This is a genomic window from Pueribacillus sp. YX66 (assembly GCF_041725775.1).
Taxonomy (GTDB): domain Bacteria; phylum Bacillota; class Bacilli; order Bacillales; family UBA6769; genus Pueribacillus.
Map to the genome: position 1 here is coordinate 1 of NZ_JBEUEL010000007.1, position 16,552 is coordinate 16,552.

General features: G+C 33.9%; 18 protein-coding genes and 1 pseudogene. 4 read left to right on the forward strand and 15 right to left on the reverse strand.

Annotation, left to right across the window (positions count from 1 at the left end; translation table 11 throughout):
* From ABU914_RS04725 to ABU914_RS04745, 5 genes are all read right to left on the reverse strand, one after another.
* The coding region (locus tag ABU914_RS04725) for a transposase family protein (protein ID WP_379668607.1) at positions 1-686 on the reverse strand (686 nt) is incomplete at its 3' end.
* A gap of 103 nt (positions 687-789) precedes the next feature.
* Positions 790-1,404 carry a protein adenylyltransferase Fic gene (gene fic, locus ABU914_RS04730; RefSeq protein WP_483880143.1) on the reverse strand — a complete coding sequence of 205 codons (615 nt, stop codon included), beginning with the start codon at positions 1,402-1,404 and terminating at the stop codon, positions 790-792.
* A 1,198-nt stretch (positions 1,405-2,602) separates the two neighbouring features.
* A complete protein-coding gene (locus ABU914_RS04735) occupies positions 2,603-3,067 on the reverse strand; it encodes a DUF3879 family protein (RefSeq protein ID WP_379668609.1) in 465 nt (154 codons plus the stop codon).
* Positions 3,068-3,283: 216 nt separating this feature from the next.
* Positions 3,284-3,547, reverse strand: a complete 264-nt coding sequence (locus ABU914_RS04740) for a hypothetical protein (RefSeq protein ID WP_379668610.1) — start codon at positions 3,545-3,547, stop codon at positions 3,284-3,286.
* A 151-nt stretch (positions 3,548-3,698) separates the two neighbouring features.
* Positions 3,699-4,574: a recombinase family protein gene (locus ABU914_RS04745; RefSeq protein ID WP_379668611.1), complete on the reverse strand. Its 876-nt coding sequence runs from the start codon at positions 4,572-4,574 to the stop codon at positions 3,699-3,701.
* Between the two features lie 272 nt (positions 4,575-4,846).
* Between ABU914_RS04745 and ABU914_RS04750 the strand changes: the two genes are divergently transcribed.
* The 3 genes from ABU914_RS04750 to ABU914_RS04760 all read left to right on the forward strand — a co-directional run bounded on the left by ABU914_RS04750 (position 4,847) and on the right by ABU914_RS04760 (position 6,744).
* Positions 4,847-5,164, forward strand: coding sequence for a PadR family transcriptional regulator (locus ABU914_RS04750; protein ID WP_379668612.1), 318 nt, complete (start codon positions 4,847-4,849; stop codon positions 5,162-5,164).
* Complete coding sequence (locus ABU914_RS04755) at positions 5,161-5,880, forward strand: DUF2812 domain-containing protein (protein ID WP_379668613.1); 720 nt, start codon at positions 5,161-5,163, stop codon at positions 5,878-5,880. The genes ABU914_RS04750 and ABU914_RS04755 overlap by 4 nt, the downstream gene beginning before the upstream one ends.
* Positions 5,881-6,225: 345 nt before the next feature.
* The gene (locus ABU914_RS04760; protein ID WP_379668614.1) at positions 6,226-6,744 is read left to right on the forward strand and encodes a general stress protein; all 519 of its coding nucleotides are present in this window, start codon (positions 6,226-6,228) and stop codon (positions 6,742-6,744) included.
* Positions 6,745-7,418: 674 nt separating this feature from the next.
* Here ABU914_RS04760 and ABU914_RS04765 read toward each other — a convergent pair.
* The 7 genes and pseudogenes from ABU914_RS04765 to ABU914_RS04795 form a co-directional block, all read right to left on the reverse strand.
* Positions 7,419-7,607 (reverse strand): SPOR domain-containing protein, encoded by a 189-nt coding sequence (locus ABU914_RS04765; protein ID WP_379668615.1) that lies wholly within the window; start codon positions 7,605-7,607, stop codon positions 7,419-7,421.
* A gap of 39 nt (positions 7,608-7,646) precedes the next feature.
* Positions 7,647-7,844 (reverse strand): annotated as a pseudogene (locus ABU914_RS04770) (N-acetylmuramoyl-L-alanine amidase); the annotation flags it as partial.
* Between the two features lie 15 nt (positions 7,845-7,859).
* Positions 7,860-8,126, reverse strand: coding sequence for a hypothetical protein (locus ABU914_RS04775; RefSeq protein ID WP_379668616.1), 267 nt, complete (start codon positions 8,124-8,126; stop codon positions 7,860-7,862).
* Complete coding sequence (locus ABU914_RS04780) at positions 8,123-8,329, reverse strand: phage holin family protein (protein ID WP_483880144.1); 207 nt, start codon at positions 8,327-8,329, stop codon at positions 8,123-8,125. The genes ABU914_RS04775 and ABU914_RS04780 overlap by 4 nt, the downstream gene beginning before the upstream one ends.
* Before the next feature lie 475 nt (positions 8,330-8,804).
* Positions 8,805-10,379: a Vga family ABC-F type ribosomal protection protein gene (locus ABU914_RS04785; RefSeq protein WP_379668617.1), complete on the reverse strand. Its 1,575-nt coding sequence runs from the start codon at positions 10,377-10,379 to the stop codon at positions 8,805-8,807.
* Positions 10,380-10,997: 618 nt separating this feature from the next.
* Entirely contained in the window at positions 10,998-11,219 is a 222-nt protein-coding gene (locus ABU914_RS04790; protein ID WP_379668618.1) for a hypothetical protein, read from the reverse strand.
* Positions 11,220-11,241: 22 nt separating this feature from the next.
* Positions 11,242-11,955: a GAP family protein gene (locus ABU914_RS04795; protein ID WP_379668619.1), complete on the reverse strand. Its 714-nt coding sequence runs from the start codon at positions 11,953-11,955 to the stop codon at positions 11,242-11,244.
* Positions 11,956-12,056: 101 nt separating this feature from the next.
* Between ABU914_RS04795 and ABU914_RS04800 the strand changes: the two genes are divergently transcribed.
* Entirely contained in the window at positions 12,057-12,650 is a 594-nt protein-coding gene (locus ABU914_RS04800) for a TetR/AcrR family transcriptional regulator (RefSeq protein WP_379668620.1), read from the forward strand.
* 332 nt (positions 12,651-12,982) lie between these two features.
* On the opposite strand, the gene ABU914_RS04805 is transcribed toward ABU914_RS04800, so the two are convergent.
* From ABU914_RS04805 to ABU914_RS04815, 3 genes are read right to left on the reverse strand one after another with little or no spacing between them, the layout of a single operon-like run.
* Positions 12,983-14,551 carry a recombinase family protein gene (locus ABU914_RS04805; RefSeq protein WP_379668621.1) on the reverse strand — a complete coding sequence of 523 codons (1,569 nt, stop codon included), beginning with the start codon at positions 14,549-14,551 and terminating at the stop codon, positions 12,983-12,985.
* Between the two features lies 1 nt (position 14,552).
* Positions 14,553-14,969, reverse strand: coding sequence for a recombinase (locus ABU914_RS04810; protein WP_285615162.1), 417 nt, complete (start codon positions 14,967-14,969; stop codon positions 14,553-14,555).
* A complete protein-coding gene (locus ABU914_RS04815; RefSeq protein ID WP_285615164.1) occupies positions 14,969-16,531 on the reverse strand; it encodes a recombinase family protein in 1,563 nt (520 codons plus the stop codon). The genes ABU914_RS04810 and ABU914_RS04815 overlap by 1 nt, the downstream gene beginning before the upstream one ends.
* Between the last annotated feature and the right edge of the window lie 21 nt (positions 16,532-16,552).

Here is a 16,552-nt window from a genome sequence, read left to right on the forward strand (position 1 = left end):
GTTTGTTTCAAGTTCTTCGCTAATCGTTTAAATGCATTTAATTCACAGTCTTGTTTTGGTGTATCCTCGGATTCATTTTCAATAAATTCTGAAGCAACACTGAATACCATATTTCCAACGACTAATTTCGCCTCAAGTACATGATGCATATAAACGGTTGTTGTTTCTCCAGTTTCTTCATCCTTGTATTCTCTTCGTAGACAGTGCTCACAATGCTTTTCTCTAAATGTATGAAGACCCGTACCATCTACAATAATTGGCCAATATTTATCTAAAATGCGGTAAGATTCAAAGCATCTCTTCTTTAGAAGTGCTTTAATCATGTATGTTCTTATTTTCTCTAGCTCTTCCATTTCCAACTTGGATAAAAAGTCATTGATTGTATCGTAATGAGGAAGTTCTTCGAGCTCATCTATGCTTAGAGCTGTTTTCACATTCTCAATACATTCATCCGTGTTAAAGTGCACAGTCATGTTTCTCATCGTATCAATGCCGATGATACTTTTAAGAAGAATGGTATATAAAATCGTTTCAGGTCCATACGTAATATAACCTTGGTGCCTAGGGTCTTTGACTTTATTTAGCTGTTTTATAAAGTCTTTGAAGAAATGATGTTGAATTTTGAGTAAGTCGAAAAAATAATTTTTATTTTTTTCTCTATTACGTTTTTCTTTTCGTGTAAGCATTTTAAAATCCCCCAATCTTTGATAAATACAGTTAAATTATCCCATATTTATCACATGTTGGGGGAAGATTATCTCGAAGAATTTTTACTCCTCAGACCTGAATTCACGATTCACCCTTCAAGTCTTCAATCCTATAAACGTAATACCCTTCATAATGATAACTTGCGTCGATTCCTTTCATATAAACATCTCGATCATTGACGTTATCCGTCAAAGCTGCTTTCAAAAGAACTTTGATTTCAACATCTTTTATTGGACTTCTCTCCATCGCTAAAAGATAATCTTCCTTGTCAACCTTACTCCAATCAACAACTTGTTTTAATTCTTTTTTCAATATATTGTCAAGCCATATTCTCATACTTCTACCATTTCCTTCTCTAAAAGGATGAGCAATATTCATCTCAATATATTTTTCAATAATTTCATCAAAAGTCGCTTGCGACATCTTCTCAATGTTTTGAAGGGCATCTGCTAGATATATCACAGGTGCGAAACGAAAATTGCCTTTTACAATATTTACATCACGTATTTTCCCGGCGAATTCATAAATCTCTCCGAATAGATAATGATGAATTTTCGATAAGGCTTTATAAGTTCCAACTTCCAAAGCATCTAAAAAACCAGTTTCAAACATTTCCAAAGCTTTTTTCTTACTAATCTTTTCCTCCACACGTGCTAGTTCCGCAGCATTCGTAATAGCTAATTTATTTTCAAGCACCATTACTTTACCCTCCTCTTAACATAATTTTTCATTTTATAAGATATCGTTCATGAATATACGACAAAACTATCATAGTATCTTTATTATAACGTAATGATACAGATGAACGTATTAATTTAAAAGGTCAGCCGTTAAATTGAAGTCAATATCTATACTATCCACTCTCCTGCTAGTTATTACTTCTGTCTACTCAATCTAGTTATTTTTCAGGCGCCCTTGATTTGTTCCCGCAAACCAAAAACACCTATTTCGCCGAGTTGACAAAATAGATGTTCTTTCTTAAAACGTTGTTATATCAATATTTACTCCTGTACTTTTAAAATAAACACTTTTCTTTCCCCACCCCACAACCACGCATTCTACCATTGCCTATTAAAATAAAGTTTTGGCTCACACTTTTTCATCACGCTTTTTCCCAATCCTTGATTTCATGGGCTTTGCAAGTCATTTCCTGGCTTAAGACAAATCTTTATTATAAAAATCGGGGGAAAGATTAGGGGCAAAGGAGACAAATGTTTATTTTAACGGATAAGACTTTATTTTAAATTCACAACTCCTGTACAATCAAAATAAACTTCTGCTTTTTCTCCCCCCTCAAACCCGCATTCCACCGTTCAAGTTAAAATAAAATTTTGCTACAGAACCCCCATTTTCACACATTTTCGGTTCAAAAACGACCGTTTTTCGAGCCTTTTTCGGCTGTTTTTTCACCTTTTTTCGAAGTTGGAATAATGTTTTGCTAGATAATAGAGTGAAGAATTGAAGAAAGAAGAGATGAGGAAACCAGAGAAAAATATTGGATTAGTATTGATTTTTTAATGATTTAATATTGAGTGTAATATTGGATAAACCCTTTTATATTAATGAGTTAGGAACATTACTGTATTGAAAAAGTATTGGAAAAGACATAAAAAAACTCGGGATCCTTTTGAGGAAAACCCGAGTAAATACTGAGTTAGATAATGAAAAAGCAAATGTTTATTATGGTGCTACAACTCCCTAGACATCAATGCTACCAACTCAACATGGAACGAGCCACCAAGCTTGATGTCTAGAGATTTTTTATGGGTGAGTAGGTATGCGGGAACATGTCGACTAACGATGTACGTACGTGGGAATAGGTCAATAAATTTTGTTATATGACAAGGCTTAAAGTCATCTTGTTCATCCTATTACTATCTTCAACAAGGAAATCTCATACTCTTTTATCAAATCTAGTGTTTGAAAAATATTCATCAAAAATATTTGGATCAAATGGTTCTCCATGTTTCCAAGTTGGATTGTTTTCCCTCACAATATCGACTAACTTTTGCGCCTCTGCTGTCTTTATCTGTGTCAACGTCCACATAACTGATGCACGTTCATCTACAGGTAAAGTCTTCGCATGCTTTTTTATGAGTTCATTAAATGATTCACTTTTTTCGTTTACCATACCAAATCCGTTTATAAAATTCTTCCTCGTCTGTTGAATAACCTTTTCTTTAATATCATCTGAAACTTCAACTAACTTTTTCCAATCGCTCCGTCCAGTAATATCCATTCCCGGTTCAATGAACTTACTCGGATCAAAAGTTTCCTGTTGATTTTGTGGATTAGATATTCTGTCTGCCTGTTGCATCGTCTTAATCCAGATAGATAGTGGTTGTCCTCCAATACGCATATTAATCAGACTCCTTTTATTTATGATTTTCTTATTCGTAACTAATGCTATTACAGTTATTAGAAAGTTTATGCTATATCATTATTTGTTAATACGTATAATCTACTGTCATTCGTGCGGTTGCAGTTGAAACCGTTCCAGTTGTAACAATATATACTTTCCAAGTACCATAGGGATCTAATCCATTAAATTCAGTAAACGATAGTGAGGTACTACCTACCAAGCGCGAGGCCGAATAACACTTGGGTGTTTAACGTAAAGATAAAACGAATCACTTCCAGAACTAACATTAACATTCACTTTAACACTTGATACTGATGCATTCCCTGGAACTGATCCCGATGAAATGTTCCATGAAGCAGATGGATTTCCAAACAGTGAGTTCATTGTGCTTGTACTACCAGTAAAATAATTTGACGCAGCATCCACTGGTAATGCCATTGTTAGACAAATCACAAAAGACATTATAATGATAGACATTTTCTTTTTCATCTTGAATAATTTTCCTCTCGTTTAAGTTTATTTACTATATATATCGGTCACCGTATACATTTCTAAAGTTTCACAATATAAAAACGACCTATACAATTATCACTATGTCGATTGTATAAGTCGTTTTTTGAATGAAATATTATATTTCAACTTCAACAGCCATTTCAGACTTAAATTCTATCTCCAACTTCTCAGGGTGAACAGTAATCTTTTCAATCATTCGCCTCACTAGTTGTTCATCATACGTTTCTAATTCACATGTTTGCTTTTTTAATAATTCTGCAATTTCATTCAATCGCTCTCTTCCATTATCTTGTTCTGCAATCTCTAGTTGAAGTTGTTGCTTTTCTTCCCTTTGTTTGTAAATATTATCAACAACGTCATTATAGTCTTTGTTCGAATTCGCTAGGCCGATTAAAGAATGTTGCAAGGCTTCCAGTTCTTTTTCAACTTTCACCAGTTTATCGTGTAAATGACTTGATAACGTATGTGCAATATTTTGTTCTAAGACTTTGAGAAAGTTGCTCCGATTTTTAAACAGTTCATTTATCGCTTGGATAACGGCTTGCTTTAAGTCCTCTTCTCTAACAGTTCGCGCATCACAAAACACTCCTGTATTTTCAAGCCTGCTGACGCATCGCCAAACGATTGACCTCTTCCCTCGGTTATTCCAATGGACTCTTCTAAATATTTCTCCACAGTTTTCACAAAATACAATTTGAGCCAAACTATGGTTGCTACTGTAATTTCGTCTTTGTCCATTTTTGCTAATATGAGCGATTTTTCGTTTTTTCAACTCTTCTTGCACGAGCATGAAGAGATGTTTTGGTATGATGGCTTCGTGGTTATTTTCCACATAGTATTGCGGTACAACCCCATCGTTGTTCACCCGCTTTTTTGATAAGAAATCAACGGTATATGTTTTTTGAAGAAGTGCATCTCCCATATATTTTTCATTCGTTAAGATTTTATGAAGTGAACTGCTGTACCATTTTTTTCTTCCTGCACCCGTCACTGTTCCCGCATTTTCGTGTTCGTTCCTGTAATGCCATCGTCTGCATAAAGAGAATAATCAAATAAGGCGATAATACGTTCGACCTACATGCATACCCTCTTTAGAAGAATAGTGAATAGGAATATACTTTTTTGCTTTTAAAGGAAAAAACTTCATGTCAATATATCACAATATAATATAATTATAGACAATTATATCACATTATGATATATTGTCTTTAGATACATGTATCACTTTGTGATATGATTTAAACAAATATAAGGGGTGATTATTTGAAAGAAACGGAACAATTAACAGACTCAATGTTTTATATAATGACTGCCTTAACTAAACCGAGGCATGGCTACGCTATTATGAGCCTAATTGAAGAAACAACGGATGGAATTATTAGTATAGGGCCTGCTTCAATGTACACAATCATTAAAAAGTTATTAAAACAAGAATGGATTTATTTGTATGATAAGTCAGATTCAAGACGTAAAACCTATCTACTTACCCAAAAAGGAAGTGAAGTACTAAGAAATGATTTACAAGTAAGAAAACGGATGATTCAATTAGCGGAAGAGGGATTAGAGGAGGTTAAAGAATGAGTCAAACAAAGTATATTACATCAGGTGGATTAGCTTTTTCAGAGAATAAGGATATGGAAAAATTACGCAAGTATTCTTTGAAAGGCTGGCATGTCCGTGACTTTAAGTTTATGGGCTATACCCTAGAAAAAGGAGTAAGCTCAGATTATGTCTACAGTGTTGATTATCGCTCATTAAAAGCAGAGGAAGAAGAGGAATACTTTGACTTTTTCTCATCTGCTGGCTGGTCACACGTTGCCTCAGAAGCAGATATTCATTTATTTAGGGCAAATCCTGGTACAAAACCGATTTATACAGATCATGACACAAGGATTGAAAAATATAAAAGTTCCATTGATTCCATTAGAAAATTCGCAGTTCCATTTGTCCTCATGACAATATTAGCATGGATTGGGACTATGTTAAGCTCAGGTAGCTTGGAATCAGTCCTTCTTGTCGTGGCTGTTATTCTTAGTGTTATTGCCCTTCCAATGACTTGGACTGTAGTCGCAACTTATCATAATAAATGGAAGGTAGAAGGCAGAGAGAAATTAGTGAATTTTATGAAGCTTATACCAGCTCTTCTCTTGATTATTTCAGTAATTATTTTGCTAGTTTTTAATGAAAGTGGGACAATAATAAACCTTTTATTATACATGATTATTGGTGGAACACTTCCCATAGCTATTTGGGCAATCATGTCCCTTTATCATAAATTCAGGGAAAAGAGTAATTAAAATAAAACCTACGAAATTTGTTTGAGTTGAGTTTATATTTTGTCTAATACAATACCCATCATGTGAACATTATTCTAAGTAAGATATAGTTGTTCGACATTGATAGTTTAACAGATGAACTCGATTGTAGAAAAACATAGATGATTTTGAAATTCTTTAGAAACTACCAAAAAGCAATTATACTTTGCGGGACTTTTGCTTTACTCTTATTTCACAAATGCATCCATAATCCTATTTTGTTTTCCAACAACTATTTAACAGAATAAAAACTTATTGAACATGACGTTTAATAAACTAGCATGATACTATATGGGAAATACTAGAGATAATATGCGAGGTAAATTGATGAGAACTCTAATTAAAAATCGACTATCATACCTGTATAAAGGTGAGTTATTTGGGATTATTACGTTTATTTTTCTAAGTCTTTTATTTAACAGAGTATTTCCTGAACTAAGAATATACTCCCTATATTCGTTTTGGGTTTCATTTATCCTTTTAGAATTTCTCTTACTACAAGGGACTGTGTATTGGTATGTAAAATGGAAAAGATTAATAATAGAACGGAACTCCATAACCCCTATACAGATTGTTAAACTATTTAATCGCATAAGAAAATTGAATATCATCTGGATTTTCGTTACGCCTCTTGTGTTTGTTATTGACATTTTTAAATGGTATCCTATTTTGCCAAGGGGCGGTTTAACTCTTTCGGGATTTATTTATATTTTCGCCTGTCTTGAGTACGTTAACTATTTTCATTTCCAACTCTCCTATGATAATTTTTCGGATATTAGGAATCTTATAAAATCAAAAAAGTTAAAGAAATCGTCTTTAAATAAAGACTTTAGAAGAATTAAATGAATAACAATTAATATCAAATTTTAGGCAACTTTAATAAGAAGGAGAAAAGCAATTTATTTCCTTGAATACATTCGGACCTTTTTACAAATAAGGAATCATTTTTACTATATTGATGATCAGATTTTTTAGTAAAGGGAGGAAGTTTTCTGTTCGAGACAATACGGATTATTTTAAAACCTCTTATTTCCCTGTTCATGGATTAATTAATGCACCGAGAGAATGAAGGAGGCATTTTTAAATGGATAATAATAAAGGAGAAAAAAAGTTGACAAGTTCTTGGTGGTTCCTCATGTTATGCATAATGATTGGAGGGATTTTATCTGTTTTTGAATTTAATTAACAAACATCGATTCATTGTAAAAATAAAGAGAGGACTGAATGTAATGACAAAAATTTTACCGTTACTAGTATTAATGATAATAGCTGGTAATACCGCTCTAATGTTAACTCAAACTGTACAGTTGCCATATATTTTATTTTGGTTTTTCTTGATATTATCTATTGTTTTTAATATTTGGGGTATAGTGGGTTTAGTTCTCCATTTTCGGATTCGAAAAGTTGAAGATTCGTAATAATATTCTCATCTTCTGCAATTGGGTTCGATTGTGGAAGAATATGAATTATTCTAAAAAATCATCCAAAGAGCCAGATTATACTCTTCGGATGATTTTTATTTACTCATACTTCACAAACGCATCTTTAAATCCAGCCTTTTTTGCTTTTTCCAGCTGTTTATCTGCATTCTTTTTCACACTATAGGCACCAATCTGTACACGATACAGTTTCTTGCCACTAGTTGTCGGTTTAGGTGTTGACGTACCTTGCGCTAATTCCTTCTTCACATCTGCCCGAATCGTATCCATTGATTTTCCATGTTTTGAAAACCAATGACGTGGGTCACCATGATTACTAGCAATCTTCTTTTGGTAACCTTCATAATGCCCGATGATATTTTTCTCCGTCAGTTTGTATTGTTTACAAAGGTAAGCAGCAAGTTCAACAGCTTCTTTATAAACTTTATTAAAGTAAGTTTTGTCGGTTAAATTATCTTCACAGATTTCAAAACCAATATGTGTATTATTCGCCTCTCCACCCGCATGCCATCCACGATGATTTCAGGGTAACGTTTGATAAGTGGCGATTGATCCATCTTTTAACTTCCCTATAAAGGCATGGACACACACTTGCCTTCCATCTGGTCGTGGCTGATTCCAGTGATTATTATATTGGTTTTTTCCCAGCAAGCCATCATCTGGACCAACATAGCGTTTTAAATTCGGATTGTTTGCCCCTGTGCTATGGACCATAATTCCTTTTGGTGTAATTTTCTTTCCTGCTTTGTAACATTCATTCTTTGTTAAATATAACTTTTTTAAATTCATGATTCGTTTCCTCCTTTATTGTGTAACTGAGCAAGTACATTTTTCAACTTCTCAGGAATCGGTAAACCTAACCGTGAAGCATTTTCTAGCATAGAAATACCTTCATTTGAGCAATAAAAAAAGATGACCGCGGTTCTAAGAACGCTGCCATCTCCTATTAGATGTATGTCAATCATATGCCCGACACCTACTAATATAAAAATTAATACTTATTTTAATATCCCTCGGTAACCAATTTCACTAGATAATTCTTTATCGGCAAATTTACTCGAAGTCCTTGCTGCAAAGCCAAAATGCCCACCACTATTCATACAAATAAGAACTCATTCTACCAACTCAATGCTACACTTCACGAAACGCTTACTATATGCGTACTTAAATAAATAGGCATCGGCTATTCAAAACCACAAAAATCTGACCTCTCGATCATTCGCTTTTCTCTATTCCCTAGACAACAAAGCAACCAGCTCAACATGGATAGAGTGAACCTAGTGTCGTATCATTTTTATCGTCTGACAAGTTTTGTTATTACCTCAACGTGGGACGAGTTGATACAATTGATGCATTTGCGATTTATAGCAAAACGGTCGTATGCGGGAACATGTCGACTATTTCGTACGTTCGTGGGAACATATCGACTTAATTGTACGTTCATGGGAACATATCAATAGATTTGCTTTATTTCCCTCTAGTCAGTTCTTTCTTTTCTTTCAATAATCTTTGAAATTCATCTTCTAACTCTTGTGAAGGCTCCAAACTCAACCTACCCAGAACGTCAGATATTTTAGTTTCGATTAGTAAAAGTTGATCATCATTGTTGGACTTTGTTTGATTCTCTAACCACTCTTCATATGCTTCGTATGATCCATCGAATACTGTTATCTTACCATCTTTTATATCAATTATTTTTGTAGCTATATTTTTTACTAACGTTCGGTCGTGAGTAACAAATAGAATCGTTCCATGATAACTTTTCATTAATGTTTCTAGCGCTTCTAAAGATTCAATATCTAAAAAGTTAGTTGGCTCATCTAATACGAGCATATTTACATCACTTAAAAACAGTTTAGCTAAGGCTATCTTTACTTTTTCACCACCACTCAATATACCCACCTTTTTATATACGTCTTCATCCCAAAAATGCATTCTTGCTAAAACAGTTCTTATTAATGTTTCATTCTGACTAGAGGTCGATTGTACATTTTCTATGATTGATTTCTCATCATTTAGGATGGTTAAGTGTTGAGAGAAGTAACCGATCTTAACTTTTTCTGGAATTGTCACTCCTTCATCTTGCTTCACTATTTTTTTAAGTAACGTTGTTTTACCTGAGCCATTTTTTCCAATGATAGCAACTTTATCGCCGCCATATAAATATAAGCTAAAGGGTTCCCAGAGCTTACGTTCACCAATCTCTCCCTTAATATTTTCAGCACGTAAGACAGATTGGTTTGTTAAGTTTTCTTCATTTAACATATCCATCTTAATTTCAGGTAGCTCTTTTGCCTTGTCAAGCTTATCCAATTTCTCCAGTCTTGTCTCTAAAGCTTTTACCGAACTTCTCAGCTTTTTCTGTATGTTGGCGTAGTGCGTTTTAGCACCCAATATTCTTGCATCAGAAGGACTAAGATTCTTAGGTTTTTTTGTTGCTCGTCGTGCGCTTTCTTCTTTTTGACGTATTGCTCTTTCTAATTTTTGTTTCTCACGTTCATACTTTTCAAATTCAGATTGTTCTTGTTTTTTCAATAATTCTTTTTGCTTTGCATATTCATCATAATTTCCTTTAAATATGTTTAACGTATTATTTTCAATTTCCCATATTTCAGTACATACATTATTTAAAAATGTCCGATCATGCGATACTACGACAGTTGCTCCTTGATAGTTTCTTATCTGTTTTTCTAACCAAGCAATTCTTTCCGTATCTAAGTGTGTTGTCGGTTCATCTAAAAGAAGCAGGCCTGAGTTCTCATTGAAAGCGTTCTGTAAATATTGCTGTGTTATTTCGCCACCACTTTTCTCCAATCTTGATTCTTTAAATTGTGGCACTAATTTTGTCGATGTAAAAAGCGTAAGATTACCTCCATCAGGTAATTCTTCACCTGTCATAATTTTTAATAGGCTTGTTTTTCCCGTTCCATTCCTACCTACTAAACCTATACGTTGATTATCATGTACTTGCAATAATTCAATATCAAATAGCACTCTGTCATGTAATTGTTTTTTGATTGATGTTCCTTCAAATAATAGCATAATCCCATCTCCTTATATTGAGGGGATATAAAAAACCCCCTAATTCCATTCAGAATAGGAGGTCAGTAAAATTTATAAGTATACACCTAAAAAAACATTACAAAATTAGGGTAAACCACACTGCACAATACAATCCTATTCTGAAAATTATACATAAAACGCTCCCCAAATAACCTAGGTTAAGTTATTGATTTACTATTTTATGTTGATTTTCTTTAATAAATAGGATTAATTGTCCATTGTGGTAAAATAACACCCTTTCCCGTATAATTTAATCTCAATATAAACTATCTATATGGCTCTGTCAACATTTCTATGCTTTACTTAGATAAGAAATTAAAACTTAGTCTGATCAAAGCGAAAATAACTAATCGGATGGGAGCTACAATTTAAGAGATTCCCGAGCCATCTTTCTGGAATGATTTCTGAACTCCTTGTAATGTTTTTTCTCTTGATTCATTTTCTCACTTCTCGTACAGCAAACTTGCTTCACTTTTATCATGACATCACCGTTACATTTCTAGTCTAACATTGGCTACTCATAACGCTTAGACAAACATTTTTTTACCTAAGTTTTCAATTTTTGTTACGATAAGCTGTGAATAGAGATAAGGCTCTTTATTTACCATCTTTAGATGGACTTGACTTTTTCATGGATAATAAGCCAATAACTCCACCAATAGCAATTAATAAAATGTCTATCGCAATTTCCCTACCTTGGAACGCATCAATATAATTCACTAAAAACCAGCTTTTTCCACCATTTGTCAAATGATTGATCAAACCTCCTACTCCTTGGATTAGGAAAAGTAAACTCATTCCACTAATAATTTCTTTCATATTAAACACCTCGTTCTTTTTTTTAATGTAAAATACCTCTAATACCAATATTAAAAAATACAGCTCCTACTACACCTATTGCTACTAATAGTGAAGAAATCGGTGCTTCATTTAACTTTGTTTTTATTTTGTCCAAAAAATGCTGCAACTTATCTTTAAAAACAATACTAATCCCTATCAATAATAGAGAAGGAAGCACCATTACAAGATTATACCCAATTAATACAGCTATAGATGAAACCGAAGGGATGGACAGATGATTTAATAAAAAAATCGAATAGAAATAAGGCAATGCCGTTATAAATTCAATAAGAAACACAATAACCCCTAAAATAATAATTCCCTTTATTGTTGTCTGTCTAGGAATCCATGACGTAAGACGTTCTATTGTGTTCTCTTTTGGTTTTATGAAGCTAACTAAAACAAGAAGTGTTCCTGTAACAGTATAGAACCAATTGATAAAATCAAATTTAGATAAACTGTTAATCAATCCCAATAATTGATCTCCACCAAAGTACAGTAATAAACCAATCATAAAATAACCTAACTGAATAACAATTAAAAATACCAATAGACGGGAAGCTAGCTGATTAGGTTGTGTAAGTAATAAATAGCCCGTAATAGCCAGCACACCAGGACTTAATATATCAATTAAGGCACAAATGGAAATGATAAGTAGAGCTACGGACATATCTATTGATGAAGAAGGCATCATAGCTTCAATGATCTCAATCAAATAATTAGTCCCCCTTTTTAAATTGTGATATCATCTAAATAACACACTGTGCTAAAAAGATAATAACACACTGTGCTAAGAAAGGGAAGTGATATTTATCCATGTCAAAATTTGTTAATCATAACAAGAAACGAAAGTTAATTGCTGAAGCTGCATGGAATATTATTGAGAATGAAGGTATTGAGAAAGTATCCATACGAAGAGTCGCAGCTGAAGCAGGAATGTCCCCTGGTGCGTTAAGACATTATTTTTCAACGAAAGATGAAATGCTGCTGTTTATTATAGAATACTTCATAGAAGAAGGAAAAAAGCGTTCTGATCAGAAAAATTGGTCAAAAAACCCATTACAGGCAGTTGAGGAAGTGTTACTGGAGCTTGTACCAATCGACGAAGAAAAGAAAATTGAAGCCAGTGTTTGGTGGATTTTTGCCCTCCGTTCCCTAACGAGTGATGTATTAAAAGAGAAGAAAGACGAAATGACTAATGGTACATATGATTTAGCAAATTCAATGATTAAGATATTAAATCTAAAAGGTATATTATCAGATTCAGTTAATACAGATTTAGAAAGCAGTCGGTTATCTGCATTAATTGAAGGGCTGTCATTCCATGCTTTGATAAGACCTGATATTTATACCCCTGAAAAGGTGAAGGAAGTAATCAATTATCATTTAAAAACACTCTGTAATAAATAAACAATACTCGGAAGTAGATAATTCATTCTCATTAGATTATCTACTTCCACCCTTATGGATATTAATATCGATTTCCTAAAATTGAAAACCTTATTGAAAAGATATTGAAAAACACATAAAAATATTCGGTATCCTAATTAGAAAAACCAGAGTATTTGTTGAGTTTTATACTAAAATGGCAAATGTGTATTATGAAAAGTATTGGTGGTGGATTTAGCAAAAGATTATTTTAACTAACAAATGTTTATTTTGGTGTTACAAACGTTTCCCCAACTTCACAACTGTCTCCGCATGGTATGCCTTTTCCGACATGGGCTCGTTGGGTATTCATATTATACTTCTTTGATAATTTCAATTCCTGACTTAAATTCAATCGTTAATTGTCTTTCATGGATCGTTATTTTCTCAATCAACCTTCTAACCAACACATCATCATACGTTTCAAGTTGCTGCGGTTGCTCTTTTAAAAACTTTGCCATTTCTTCAACCCGCTGCCTAAGTCCTTCCCTGGCTGCATTTTTCATCATAACTTCCTGCTTCAGTTCCCGCAATCGGTATATTTCTTCCGCTACATCATCGTAATCTTCTTTTGAATTTGCGAGTCTAAGCAGTTCCATTTGTAGTTCTTCTAGCTTTTCGTCAATATCAATTGTTGGTTTATCCGCATTTTCATGCAAAACTGTTTCAATATTTTCTATTAATAATTTCAAGTAATTATCTTTGTTGCCCAAGACTTCATTAATGGCTTGTACTATGGCTTGGTGTAGTTCATCTTCTCTGATTGTTTCTGCATTGCAAAGATGTGTTTTTCTTTCTAGTCGACTGACGCAACGCCATACAATGGACCTGTACCCTCGGTTATTCCAGTGAACCCTTCGAAAAACATCTTCACATTCTTTACAAAATACAATACTCGACAATGCATACTTGCTGCTATATACACGTTTCTTTCCTGTTTTTCCATTTCGAATATTTACCCTTCGCATCATTTCTTCTTGAACTTGTAGGTAAATCTCTCTTGGAATGATTGGTTCGTGGTTATTTTCTACATAGTATTGTGGAACGTGACCATTGTTGACAACTCGCTTTTTCGTTAAAAAATCTACGGTATATGTTTTTTGAAGCAATGCATCTCCGATATACTTTTCGTTTTGAAGAATCTTTTTAATCGATTCTGGTCGCCACTTCGTTCGTTTAGCTGCGGTAAGTATTTCATCCGCTTCAAGTCCTCGTGCAATTTGAACTAAACTTGCACCTTCTAAATATTCCCTGTAAATCCTTTTGACAATTTTCGCTTGTTCTAGATTGATGACTAGTTTGTTGTTTTCGTCTTTTGTATAGCCTAGAAAGCGATTATGGTTCACTTGCACCTCACCTTGCTGGTATCGGTATTGTATTCCTAGTTTTACATTTTGGCTAAGTGACTGACTTTCTTGTTGTGCTAGGGATGCCATGATGGTGAGCATAATTTCACCTTTTGCATCCATTGTATTGATGTTTTCTTTTTCAAAAAACACAGGTATTTCTTTATCCTTAAGCTGTCTAATGTATTTCAAACAGTCCAGCGTGTTTCTCGCAAAACGACTGATGGACTTTGTGATGATCATATCGATTTTGCCATTCATGCTATCTTCAATCATTTTATTAAACTGCTCACGTTTTTTGGTGTTTGTTCCAGATATTCCATCATCCGCATAGATACCAGCAAGTTCCCATTCAGGATTGTTCTGAATATAGGTAGTGTAGTGTTCCACTTGAACTTCATAACTAGTTGCTTGTTCTTCACTATCTGTTGATACGCGGCAATAAGCCGCCACTTTTATTTTCTCCTTTTCCTCAGCATTAACATTTCTTGTTCTTCTTCTCGCCGGGATAACTGTGACACTTCTTGCTAAAGCCATTTTAAGTCACCTCTTCTTTAATTAAGCTGTATACATATTCTGCTTGTTTAATTGGATTGTCGTATTTGTCTTCCACTTCTCCGATCGTAAATTCAAAACATGGTGTAAATGACTCTTCCTCTTTCGTTCTATTTAATCGTCCTAGTTTTTTCGCTCGTTTAAATCTTTCGTTTTTTAATTGTTCAAATTGTTCTTTTGAAATTAATCTCGGAAACAATTCATTTCCTAGATACCTTTCATCTGTTAATATTCTAGTAATTCCGCCATGTGACCGATTAATACCAGATTCCCTTGCTGCATTAGCTAAAGATTGGCCCGATAAGTATGATGCGATTAAAAGCTTTAATTGCTCAGCTTCTCTGGCATGAATTTCAATTTTGCCGTCTACTATTTCATATCCAAAGGGTGTGTGTGCCATTAGCGATCAATCCTTTCTCTAAGTGTAATGCCACAATTCAAATGAAATCCTATCTCATTAGGTGAATATACGATTATCTTTTTTACAATGCCTTGAAAAGATTCTTCATCAAATGCATCTATGAATTTTCCTTGCTTAAAATATTTAATGAGCCGCTTCACTTCACTTAGCTGATTTGAACCGTCATTGATTAAATACAGTAACTGCTCTCTTTCTTCTTTTAACTTCATGTGTCTTTGGGACAGTTCGATTTTCCGTTCATTAAAAATTGCTGGTTCCAAAAACCCTTTTGTCATTAATTGAATTAATGTATTTAGCTCTTCTTTTGTAACTTCGAGTTGTTCTTCTATCTCGGTGACTTTTTGATAGTTTTCATCTTGGTTTGAAGTTTCTAGTTCTTTGGATAGTGGGACTAATACATAACTATATCCATACTTTAATTTATTCATCATCGTAATAAAGGCTTGATGAATACGTTCTTCTTTTATAAAAAGCATCGAACATTCATCTCTGTTTTTGATATGTGTAGAACAGCACCAGGCAATATATTTTTTATGAGTTGAAGTGTGAGTTCTTCTTTTAAAGGTATCGCCACACTCTGCGCATTCAATCTTTCCTGAAAATGGATAGCGATTTAAATATTTTCTGCTTCCTACTGCTACATTCTTCTGACTTGCTTGGTATTCAATCATCTGATTGGCCGCTTCAAAATCAGCATGTGTGATAATCGCTTCATGATGATTTTCAATTAAGTATTGATCCAGTTCACCTTGATTTACTTTTCGGTTAAAATGCTCATCCGTAAAAGTCTTTTGAAGTAGCACATCTCCAGTGTATTTTTCGTTCTTAACTATTCCGCGAATCGTGCTTCCCGTCCAATTGCCATTTCGCTTTGTTGGAACCCCTTCTTCGTTTAACTGCCTGGCAATTCGTTCTGTTCCCACTCCTTTAAGCACACTATTGAATATCCGCTTGACCACTTGTGCTTGTTCTTCATTTACAATTACTTGTTCATCGATATAATCATAACCGTATGGTGGATACGATAATTTATAGGTCCCACGTTTGAATCGTTGTCTAATCGACCATTTACTGTTCTCTGATAAAGATACGGACTCATTCTCAGCAAGGCTACTTAAGATTGAAAGCATGAGTTCACTTTCCATCGAATTCGTATTGATGTTTTCTTTTTCAAAAAATATGTGCACACCTAAGTCCATCAACTTTCTAACCAGTTCCAAGCAGTCAATTGTGTTTCTCGCAAATCGACTAATAGATTTTGTTAAAATGAGGTCAATCTTTCCTTTTTCACAATCAGATATTAAGCGAAGCAATTCTGGCCGTCTATCCTTTTTCGTTCCTGTAATACCTTCATCACTATAAATATCAACTAGCTGCCATTCATCATTATTTTCAATTAAAGTTTTGTAGTGTCGTCTTTGCGCTTCTAAGCTAATCAGCTGTTCCTCGTTTGATGTCGATACCCGTATATATGCAGCGACCTTTTGTTTCGGTTTTACTACTGAAAATGTTGTCATATCAAGTGTTGTTATCTTTCTCATCCACTCACCCTCCTTTCTTGT